The organism is Peptoniphilus sp. DNF00840 (genome assembly GCF_001553125.1).
Classification (GTDB): Bacteria; Bacillota; Clostridia; order Tissierellales; family Peptoniphilaceae; genus Peptoniphilus_A; species Peptoniphilus_A vaginalis.
The window spans coordinates 1-11392 of sequence record NZ_KQ960220.1; the positions used below are offsets into that span (position 1 = coordinate 1).

8 protein-coding genes are annotated in these 11392 nt (G+C 36.0%); 1 reads left to right on the plus strand and 7 read right to left on the minus strand.

The annotated features are described in order from the left end of the window. Positions 1-113: 113 nt before the first annotated feature. From HMPREF1864_RS05620 to rlmD, 7 genes are all read right to left on the minus strand, one after another. Positions 114-785, minus strand: coding sequence for an MgtC/SapB family protein (locus tag HMPREF1864_RS05620; protein WP_062571860.1), 672 nt, complete (start codon positions 783-785; stop codon positions 114-116). A 242-nt stretch (positions 786-1027) separates the two neighbouring features. Continuing rightward, positions 1028-2326, minus strand: a complete 1299-nt coding sequence (locus HMPREF1864_RS05625) for an ATP-binding protein (RefSeq protein ID WP_062571861.1) — start codon at positions 2324-2326, stop codon at positions 1028-1030. A 493-nt stretch (positions 2327-2819) separates the two neighbouring features. Continuing rightward, positions 2820-5177: a hypothetical protein gene (locus HMPREF1864_RS05630; RefSeq protein WP_062571862.1), complete on the minus strand. Its 2358-nt coding sequence runs from the start codon at positions 5175-5177 to the stop codon at positions 2820-2822. Positions 5178-5231: 54 nt separating this feature from the next. After that, positions 5232-5507, minus strand: a complete 276-nt coding sequence (locus HMPREF1864_RS08620) for a hypothetical protein (protein ID WP_062571863.1) — start codon at positions 5505-5507, stop codon at positions 5232-5234. Positions 5508-6032: 525 nt separating this feature from the next. Next, positions 6033-6677, minus strand: a complete 645-nt coding sequence (locus tag HMPREF1864_RS05640) for a vWA domain-containing protein (protein ID WP_062571864.1) — start codon at positions 6675-6677, stop codon at positions 6033-6035. 81 nt (positions 6678-6758) lie between these two features. Beyond that, positions 6759-7829: a macro domain-containing protein gene (locus HMPREF1864_RS05645; RefSeq protein ID WP_062571865.1), complete on the minus strand. Its 1071-nt coding sequence runs from the start codon at positions 7827-7829 to the stop codon at positions 6759-6761. Positions 7830-8778: 949 nt separating this feature from the next. Further along, positions 8779-10113 (minus strand): 23S rRNA (uracil(1939)-C(5))-methyltransferase RlmD, encoded by a 1335-nt coding sequence (gene rlmD, locus HMPREF1864_RS05650; protein WP_062571866.1) that lies wholly within the window; start codon positions 10111-10113, stop codon positions 8779-8781. A 188-nt stretch (positions 10114-10301) separates the two neighbouring features. Here rlmD and HMPREF1864_RS05655 point away from each other — a divergent pair, with 188 nt between their 5' ends. Next, positions 10302-11339, plus strand: a complete 1038-nt coding sequence (locus tag HMPREF1864_RS05655) for a phosphate/phosphite/phosphonate ABC transporter substrate-binding protein (protein WP_062571867.1) — start codon at positions 10302-10304, stop codon at positions 11337-11339. Positions 11340-11392 lie beyond the last annotated feature (53 nt).

Below are 11392 nucleotides of genomic sequence, written 5' to 3' on the forward strand. Positions count from 1 at the left end.
ACTTCCTTTCTTACACTATTTATGGTACTAAATAGCACCCACATAAGTGGATGCTTTGCCTTAATCTTATTCATTGATTACTTTATTTTCAATCAACTCATAAAAATTTTATCTTAACTTCTTTGCTTACTCAACTTAACTGACTTCAAATGATAGTCTGATTCTAATTTTTTAAAAAATTTATCAATATTATAATTCCTGTGGAAAGACAAGGTTACTTTAATCATTAATTTATCATCTATGTCCTCATCAATTATATCAAATTTTCTAACTTCAACGCCCTCTTTCGAAGCAAAGTTTAGAAGGCTCTCTTCATCATAATTATTAGTATCAAATAACATTATGTAAGACTTTCTTGTTCTCTCATTTATAAAATCACTAACCCCCATTAAGGATATCAAGGTCACGAGGCAAATTACAGTTGCTATTACTGCTCCTTCATAAAATCCAATCCCCACCGCAAGTCCAATTGCTGCAGATAGCCATAGGGTTGCAGCTGTGGTAAGACCTGACACCCTGTTCTTTGTTTGAAGTATAGTGCCTGCACCCAAGAAACCAATCCCACTTACAACTTGAGCTGCAAGACGTGCAGTATCTTGTCCTGCATTGTCAGATATTTTCCCAAATCCATCTATCCCTATAAGCATGATTAAGCAAGCTCCAACGCTGACAATAATATGCGTTCTAAAACCAGCTGCCCTCTTCTTGGTTTCCCTTTCTAAACCGATAATAGCTCCTAGAAGAGCTGCTAATAAGATTCTAACAGTCACTAAAAATATATCCATTCTCTCCCTCCTTACATAAATTTTATACTTATTAATGAATAATATAATTTTATAATTTCAACTTATCTACTTTGGAGAAATTTATTTAACATATTTAATTGCTATAAAGATAAAAATATTCAATCCAGCTTAGAAGAATGATAAATCCTTCGTGGCTTGAGTGGTCAGTCTGGATAAAATTTCATATTTTTCAAATGCCTAATATGTGTGAATAAGTTCATAAATATATGTTAAATTATTTATTATAAATCTAAACTATCTTTATCCAATAAGAAATCAAATAAATTAATAGTGAGTATCCCATTTTCATCTAAAAATGGTTTTATCCGATCTTTCACGATAATAATTTTCTTAAATGAGTCATCAATATTTAACAAGGAGGCTTTCTCTTGATTTATTTTTTCTATTGATGGAATACTATATGCAGACTGAATATAATACCTTTTACTTCCAAGGTTAGCTATGAAATCAACTTCTAGCTGTTTCTTTATATCTTTATTATTGATATTTTCTCTTTTTATGACCATTCCTACATCTACCATATAACCTCGAAATCTTAATTCGTTATAAATGATATTTTCCATTAGGTGAGTCGGTTCTACCTGCCTAAAACTTAATCTTGCATTTCTAAGTCCCACATCTTCAAAATATATTTTATAAGGCGTGCCTATATATTTTCTTCCTTTAACATCATATCTATATACTCTTTTTAAGATATAAGAATCTTCAAAATAGCCTATGAATTTATCAATGGTATTTGCTGAGATTTTTGATTGTTTTATAGACTTAAAAGTTGAAGCTATTTTACTTGGATTAGTAAGACTTGAAATGCCTGATGCCAAAATATTGAGTAGGTCTTCTAGTTCAGAAGTTAAGCGTATGTCATACCTATGAACAATATCACGCAAATATACATTTTCGAGTTGCCCCTTTAGATAATTCATCTTATCTTCGTCGTTTTTCATTAAAGCACCAGCTGGTAAACCGCCGTAAACTTGATATTCAGCAAAAGCATCTTCTTTGTCGCCATCATAAATTTGAAGAAATTCAGAAAATACAAGGGGCATAACACGAATCTCATCACCCCTACCCGCAAATTCTGTGATGACATCTTTTGATAAAAATTTAGAGTTACTCCCAGTAACATAAACATCAAAATTATCCTTACGCAAAAATCCATTTAAGACTTGCTCAAAGGATTTAAGCAATTGAACTTCATCTAAGAGGATATAAAATTTTTCCCTATTATTTGTTTTATTCGCTATAAAATCTAAAAATTTCTTAGGAGCTACTAATCTTTCGCCACTTAGTAAATCTAAATCCATTAAATCTTCGCCAATTTTTAATAAATCACTACCTGAATCAAAGGCAAATTTTATAATATGGTTTTCATCAACGCCAATTTGGGTCAAATAATTATAAAATAGATTATTAAGCAAATAAGATTTACCACTCCTTCTTATTCCTGTAATAATCTTAATGAACCCATTGTCTTTTTTTCGTATTAATTTATCTAAATAATAATCACGTTTTATTTCCATAAGCCTACACCTTTCCCACTTAGAATTATTTCCGCTTTGGAACTTAATCTAAGTATATTATAAAGTGTAAGGTCATGTAATTCAAATCTATTTAGAAATAATTCCAAATCGGACATATTTTTAAATTAGTGTTTAACTTTTTCAAGTATTTGTTCTGTTTTTATTCATGTATTTGTCTTATTTTGTCCAAGTATCTGGCCACTGTTCTATTTTTAGATTTTAATGTGTAATTGCAAGTGAATAATCCCTTGCCATACATGTCGGGGCTATTTTTTGCAATCAAAATACCCGACTTGGTCCGCTTTAATAAGCAACTAGTCGGGCACCGTTCAACTTTATTCAAAAAAATTATTCCCTCACCAACAAAGCTATGACTTCCACATGGAACGAAACGATAGAATAAATGTCATACCGTCTTTTTTAGTGCTGGGTTCGTTTATGGGAACATATTCACGGTCTTTTTTTGCACTTCTCGTCCGTGGGAATATGTCCACTACTTATTGTACTTGAACCCTTCAGCAAAGGCACTGTTGAACTTAAGCATACTCTTTCGAGCAACCTTCATTGCATCTACGGATTCTTCTGCTTTCTTTATTTTTTCTGCGATAGCCTTTTTTTCTTCACCATTCGCAACATCTTTTTTCAGCCTGAGTTCAACAAGACCCTTTTCTATATCCGTAATATTCTGAAGATATTTCTCATACACACTGTTAGAAAATTCAACATCATGTTCGTCATTAAGAAAAATTTCTCTAACCGAAGTGAGCAACTTTGCAGATTGTAGTATAGTGTTTTTCTTTCCTATAAGTCCCACCGAACTAACTGCACCACCTACTCCGACTCCAACGCCAATGCCAAGTGCAGCTCCACCACCAACGATGGCAATCGTACCTCCAATCATTCCTGAACCTCCTGCGGCAATTGCTCCACTACCAAGGTATGCCAGGCAAGCACTTGTTAATGCTGCGCCGCTCAATCCAGCAAAATTTGAACCAACCAACGCTACGGCTATAGGTCCCGCAAAAGCACCTGCTGTTGCTACTGTAATAATAGCTATAACCGCTGTTATAGACAGCGATGTGATTACGGCTTTGTGAACTTCGTTAAGTTCATTCAAACATTTATTATAGGACTTACGCAGCCTTTTCACATATTCCTTTTCACAATACTTGCCTGTAAATTGTTCATTTAAAAAACGGTCACCCTTAATTTTTCTATAGCCATTAACAGGATTATTTAGATTTTTGTATTTTTTATCCTCTTCTATGCCGAGTGGATAATAAGGCTCAAATAACATAGCTTCAAGAAGAATCAAACGATACCACGGCTCATTAGGATTGCTTTCTTTGATTCGCTGATTCAGTTCTTCCATACCATACCAGTGCATTTCTGCTCCCGGCACTTGTGTGAAACTTTCAAAGCCTTCAGAAATAAATTTTGACCATTCATTCAGCCAGGCTTTTTTCTGTTCCTTTACAGATTCACCCGTTATGGGAATGCTTGTAGTCTCTATATCATTAAGCGTTTTATAGTATTCAATATTGTAAAGTATCTCAGTCTGTTCCAATGAAAGACCCAGTTTATCTATCTGTATGTCCATGTCGGCTGCAATTCTTTTATAGATATCTTCATCAGACTTTCGGAATGTCTGCTGTTTAATATTTTCGTAGACTTCTCGAATTTTTTTGACATTACGTTCTTTAAGTCCCCAACTTACATCCGTACCTATAGCAATTGCAAATCGTCCAATACCAACATAATTGATAGATACCCAATATTTCTGCGTTGCGATTGCTTCAGTAAGATCAAGTGAAGTAAATACACCTGTGGAAATTGTCAACATACGAGCAATGGTTGGATTGTTTGTTGGTTTGACATCCTTCCATTCAATCATCTTAAAGTCAGCAATACAGCTTACCTTATTTTCTTTCATTGCCATTGCAAGGTGTCTTATGAAATAGAAGGAACGCACTATACACTCGTTTGCAATCACAGGAATCGCCTGCTTGCAAAGTTCTACTTCAATACCAAGCTCCGCACGCAAATCAAACTTAATAACTGACTCCTTGATAATCTGTCCTTTCTCATCACGATGCATCAAAAGAGTACCGTTGAACAGTTTTGAAAGAAAAACAGACAACGACATATCATTAACATTTAAGTTTCGGAAAAACGAAATAGCAGAGATTTCTTTTGCCAAGGCGAGTATTGGCCCAGGAATGCCGGTTCCGCCAGTATTACCCGCAGTGTTACTCGACCCTGCCACATCGCTTACTAGATGGAAGAACCAAGTAATTGTACCCATAAAAATTTTCTGTGGAATATCTTTGCCGATAAATTGTTTGCTTTTTTCTGGAATATCAATAACATGAAAAACGCCGTTTACATCTGTTCCAAAAGATTTCTCTGTAAACTGTGTCAAAAGCGAAAAAGTCAATCCTGCGATAGTCGGATGATGAGCAAAATCTCGCAGATGGTGTTGGGCCCCTCCACCAAAATCGGAAGTGTTACCGTCACTTGGAATCGGAAACTTTTTCTCTAATGCCCTCACTGCGGATTTCACATCAGAAAATTTTTCTCTCTCTAACATCTCTGCGGCCTTTTTTACAAAATAATCAACTTTATCACTGGCAATATTGCGCCCGTTTTCTAGATTAAACTCCCCAACCCATATAATGTCCAATAGTCCACAAGCAATCCCGCTTGCGATTGCAACAATGTAATCTAGCTTATCCGCCTGGCTTGATAATAGTTCAATCTGACTATTTAAATCATAAATAGTTTTATCAAAATCAAACTTCTGAGAACCCTCAATTTTATCATATGGTATCAATTCATATTTTATATCCAATTTTTCTCACTCCTATATATTACTAATCTCTCTACTGCTATATTCAAAATACCTTTAATCTTTAGCCTTTCTTTGCTTAAGATACTCTTCAAACCCTTTTAACACCTTAAACAAGGATTCAGGCAAACGATGATAGCATTCTCCTTTCAGCTCAACAGAAACACCATAAAATCCCTCTGCAATACTATCTGCGATAGCAGTCAACGTATCGAGATCACTGCCAAGTGAAACAGCCGTTCGGATAAAATCTTCTAAACTATCCCCTTCCAGAAAAGCCGTAACGGCCTCCGGCACGGTTTCCTTACAAGTTTCTGTATGATAATAATTCAATTGGATTTCATCACAAGTACGGCTTAAATCATAATCAAATTCATTTTCAATCTATTCCTTGATGTCTGCCTTGCCACTTCTTGTTCTGGTCAAGAAGATGGCACTTGTGGTTGTTTCTGCACCTTTAATTTTCTCCGGGTGTTTCCACAAAAAGTCTTGCTGCGTTCCTAACAGCCTCAATATCGTTATATAGCCATGTCACTGAAGAAACACACATTGCAGAACCATTGCCAAAACTATTATAGGCTCCAAATTCCGTGTTTCCTAACCACTAACCAAACATTCCTCCATATCCGGCATTTGGGTACCACTTCCTAAACTGTCGCATACGATTAGCAAGAGGCCGTAAATTCTAATAATCCGATCCATCAGGCTATTCATTAAGAAAAGCCATACCTACTGCCAATTTCATTACTGTATCATCAGCATAAGTGGATTTTTTTGAAGACAACGGAAAGTCTTTACTTTTGTTACCTCGGTCAAACTCATAACAACTAGCGATGATATCTCCCAAAATTACTCCAATCATCTTTTGCGAGCTCTTATCTTGTAATCTGCATCAATCTTCTTTTTCCAATCAGCAGACAAGGGTGCTGCACAAGCTCTTACGTTGGTAATAACCTCACTTATAACCTCAAAGTTTAGGGCAGTACCAAGACCATCACAGTGGTAGTTTGCCGCCATAGATTCATCAATGCCAAATCGTCTGGCTTCTGCAACTGCGTCAATGTTTGCTCCAAGGAAAATGAACTCCCAACCATAACGCTCTTTCTGACGTTCAATCATGTGTCGGACCTTATCGTAAGTATAAATATGGCTGGCATTTTCCATTCCATCCGTGGTGATGATAAAGAGTGTTTTCTCCGGAACATCTTCTTTGCGAGCATATTTATGAACATTCCCGATATGATGGATAGCACCACCCACCGCATCCAAAAGAGCAGTGCATCCACCGACAAAGTATTCTTTGTCAGTAAGATTAGGTACATCAGTAATTGCAACTCGGTCATGTATCACTTCTGTTTCATTGTCAAACAGCACTGTTGACACTACAGCATCTCCGAGTTCTTTACGCTGCTTTTCCAACATAGCATTGAAACCACCAATGGTGTCATTTTCAAGTCCTGACATGGAACCGCTACGGTCTAAGATAAATACTAATTCAGTCATTTTGAAATCCTCCTGTTTCTTTATTGTGATTTCATTATAGTACAATCAGGAGTATGAATGGTCGCTTGCTATGCGACATTTTTATGCACAGATAAGCGGTTGGTCAAAAGCAAATAAAACCTCATTTAATTTAAAAACATCATAGTTTCTATTCATAAGGAAATATTCAATAATCACATCGAACTTACTACTGTGGGAGAGGGCATAGCCTGCTCTTCTAATAAAATCCTTCGTTTCATCTATATCCAATTCCAGAGCAAAAGCAAAAGCCAGAGCTGTTATTTTTGACGGCTTATAATTCAAATTATTTCGAATTTTAGAGAACAGTTTTCTATCTACATTGGCTCTCTTGTAAATTTCAGAGTCTTTCTTGCCCGTGCGGTCAATAAGTTTTAGAAGGGTTTCCGAAAACCCTGCATCCAGATCTTTCAACAATTTTCTTAAATCCTCGCTGTCCACTGGTACTGATTCTCCAACAGATATTTCCAGGCACTCATCTAATGCTTGATACGGATAAAAATCTGTATGAATTCGGTTACTTTGTTTCAGTTTCTCTCTAATTCGCCTTGTTTTAATACGAGAACCATATACACTTTCCGTACCATACTCATCAAGAGTTTGGTTATAGATATAATTTTCATCAATATAGCTGCTGACAGACTTAAACAGTTTTTCTGACAGTCTAAACTCTTCCTTACCAAACACAACCAAATAAATCTGCATTTCATTTTCTAAAAGAAATGTACTGATTTCACGTACAGCAATTTTAAGAGCTAGAGGCTTCGGAAAGCAATAATTCCCTGTGGCAATCAAAGGAAATGCTATGGACTCGCACTCATACTCTTTCGCTAAAGCCAAAGACTTGCGATAGCAAGAAGATAAAATCTGTTCTTCTCCGCGCTTTCCATTTTCCCAAATGGGACCAACTGTGTGAATGACATACTTGGCATCTAATCCGAAAGCAGGTGTGATAGCAGCATCTCCAAAGTTGATACAACCTACTTCCTGGCGAGCCATAAGCAACTTATGTCCAGCTTTTTTATGAATTCCACTGTCAACCCCAGATCCAATTATAGGATTGGGATTAGCCGTATTTACCACAGCATCCACTTGCATATTTACAATATCATTTCGTACTATTTCAAAAGGCATTGTTTACCTCCATTCAGAATTATCTTTTGCCCTAACGCTTCACATAGGTCAATTCAATATTTTATCCAATAGCCTCTATCATCTATAAGAAGATCATATTACAACACATCCTGCTTTTTGATGATGCGATTGACATACTGACCCGTAGTTCCGATTATTTGAGCAAGTTGTGCCTGAGTCTATCAGTTATCTATGCATTTAACTTTTACATCAACTTCAATGTTGATCTTTATCATCACCGTCACTCTTAATTCGCGTCACTTGGTTAATTCTAACACACATAAGATAATTTATTATATCACAATAATCCACTAAATATAATCGCCTCGAAAAAATGTATACAAATAGGTGTTGGCAATCCACAATTTAATTTCTACCAGGAAAAATGTGATGTTTTCACCGATGTAGTTCTTTACCCATTCTACGGCAGAGCAATCTTACTCACTAGCCCTTTTTACAACCCAAATAATGATGCCATCCGACTTGCCAGAGGCGTATGTAATCAGATTTCCGAGCTGGTCATAGTTTGTATATTCAAGCTGGTTCTCAATAATGATTTTTATATCTGTCGAGTTTCAGTAGCATAGATATCTATATTGAAACCTTCAACCGAAGATTCCTTTCATTTACTCTAGTCTTAAGACAAAGTGCATCATCAAGCAGCGAAAGATTTTCTTTATCCGAAAGCTATGAAGTGAATTACAATTCCTCATGCGGTCACACCTTTCGCAAGTCTTTTATTTCTTTCAGTTTTCAAAGTTTCGGAATTGAAAATTCCTCCTAAAAAATCCAATCTTCACAACCTACCCGTTTTAATCCTGTCAACCGGCCCTACGGAATTTCGATTGTGGATATTTTGGTTCTGCTTATTCAAAGAGTTTGTCGATGAGTTCAGATTTTTATACTCAAGCCCAAATCTCTTTATTTCAAGCCTTTTTCACACATTACTTCACTTATCAACCCTTGACATCAATGCTACCGTCTCCACATGAGAGGTTTTGGGGAACTGGTCTACTATTTCTAGTTCTTCTATTTCATAGCCTCTTTCTTTAAAGACTCCGAGATCCCTTACTAGGGTCACTGGGTTACAGGATATATACAAAAATTTTTCTGGGTCGAAGTCTATTATCTTGTCTATGGCTTTCGGGTTTATTCCTTCTCTTGGTGGGTCAAGAACTATTAGGCCAGGATTCTTGTCTAGGTCGTCTAATACTTTTAAGACATCTGATGCTATGAACTCGACGTTGTCGATTCCATTGAGTTTGGCATTTTCTCTCGCGGCTTCTACTGCTTCTTCTACTATCTCTACTCCTATAACTTTTTTTGCTGACTCTGCTAGGACTTGGGTTATGGTTCCTGTTCCTGAGTATAAATCAAAGACCAACTTATCCTTGGCGTCAATTTTTTCTCTTGCCATCTTGTAGAGGACTTCTGCTGACTTTGTATTTGTTTGGAAGAAGGAGAAGGGACTTATTTTAAATCTTAGTCCAAGAACTTCTTCTTCTATGTGTTCCTTGCCGTAAATTAATTTCATTTCTTCTGGCACTATGGCATCTGAGAGGGCATCATTTATTACGTGATAGATTGATACTATTTGCCCTTTAAGGTCTAAGGCAAGTAAAAATTTTATGAAGGCTTCTTCATCCAGCTGGCTTTGGCTTGATGTTGAAAGTAAAACCATTATCTCTCCTGTCTTTGTTGCCTTTCTTATTAGGAGATGACGGAGGAAGCCTTCGTGTCTCTTTCTGTTGTATTGACCTTCGCCAAGGTCTTCAAAATAGCTTCTCACTTCTGCTCTTATTGTGTTGAAGTCCTCGTCAACAATCTTGCAGTCACTTGTGTTTATAATTTCGTGAAATCTATTCTTCACGTGAAGTCCAAGTGATAGGGGTCCACCCTTGTACTCGTCACCAAAGGTGTATTCCATTTTGTTTCTGTAGTTCTTGTGAACTGGCGATGGAATGATTTCCATTTCTCTTTCAATTCCATTTTCTTTAAATAAATTTTTTATTAACTCTTTTTTGTATTTAAGTTCATCTTCATATCTTAGAGTTTGATAAGTACATCCGCCACACTTTTCAGAGTGAGGGCACTGACTTTCTATTTCTATGTCTGATCTTTCTATTATGTTAAGAAGCTTTGCCTTCTTTGACTTCTTACCTCTTACTTTTATCTCTACTCTTTGGCCAACTATGCCGCCCTTGAAGTGGTATTCTCTATCTTCAAAGCTTCCTCTTGATATGTTTGGAAATCTTGATTTATCTATTTTAACTATGATACTCATTTCTTCACTCCTTTAGAGAAATTATATCAAATTAAATATGTCGCCTCAATTTAATAGCTTAAGAAAAATTAGCTACAATTTTTAATTTTTTTATAGTCTATAATTTATATTTTCCTTTTATTTGGTATAATACATTTGACAAGACTTTGTTGGTGGGTAGTCCCACGAAAATTTTTTGGAGGTATTATATGAAAAAAACATGGTTGGTATTGCTACTTGCAATGCTAATGACTCTTACTGCTTGTGGCGGTAACAAGAAAGAGGCTAAAGCTGATGGAGAAGGTAATGTAATTGAAAACTTAAAAATTCAATTTGTTCCTTCAAGAGAACCTGACGAAATTGTAACTAAGACTGAACCACTTAAGGAAATCTTAAAGGCTAAGCTTGCTGAAAAAGGTTACGATGTTAAAAATATTGACATCACAGTTGGTACTAACTACGAATCAACTGGTGAAGCCCTAAGTGCTGGCTCAGTTGATGTTGGATTTATCCCTGGTGGAACTTATGCTATCTACGATGATGGTGCTGAAGTTCTTCTTACTGCAACAAGAAAGGGACTATCTATTGATTCTGAAGATCCAAAGGAATGGAATGACAAGAAACCTACAGAAAAGATTGACGACCAAGTTGATTTTTATAGATCACTTATAATCGCTGGTCCATCTGCAAAGGGTCAAGAACTTGCTGCAAAAGTAAATAAGGGCGAAAAGTTAACTTGGGAAGACCTTGCAAGTGCTAAATGGTCTGTAATGGGATCATCTTCATCTGCTGGTTACATCTACCCATACCTATGGTTACAAAAGAATTATGAAAAGGGTCTAACAGATCTTCCTTCAGTTGTTCAAGCTGACTCTTACCCATCTTCAGTGGCAAGACTTGCTTCTGGTCAAGTTGATATTATGGTAGGTTTCTCTGATGTGAGAATGGACAACGCTGAAAAATGGCAAAAAGAATTTGGTAGAACTAAGTCTATCTGGGATGAAACAAATGTAATTGGTGTATCTGATAAAATTTACAACGATACAATTTCAGTTTCTAAGAACTCAGAAATTATGACAGATGACTTCAAAAAAGCTCTTCAAGATTCTTTCATTGAAATCGGTGAAAGTAAAGAAGGAAAAGATATAATTGCTATCTACAGCCATGAAGGTTACAAGGTTGCTGATGACAAGAACTATGACGGTGAAAGAGAAGCACAAAAATTATTAAAAGAACTTAAAAATTAAGAAAGGGCTTCATTAGAAGCTCTTCAGATTGTAGACAAACCCAGGAATAATTC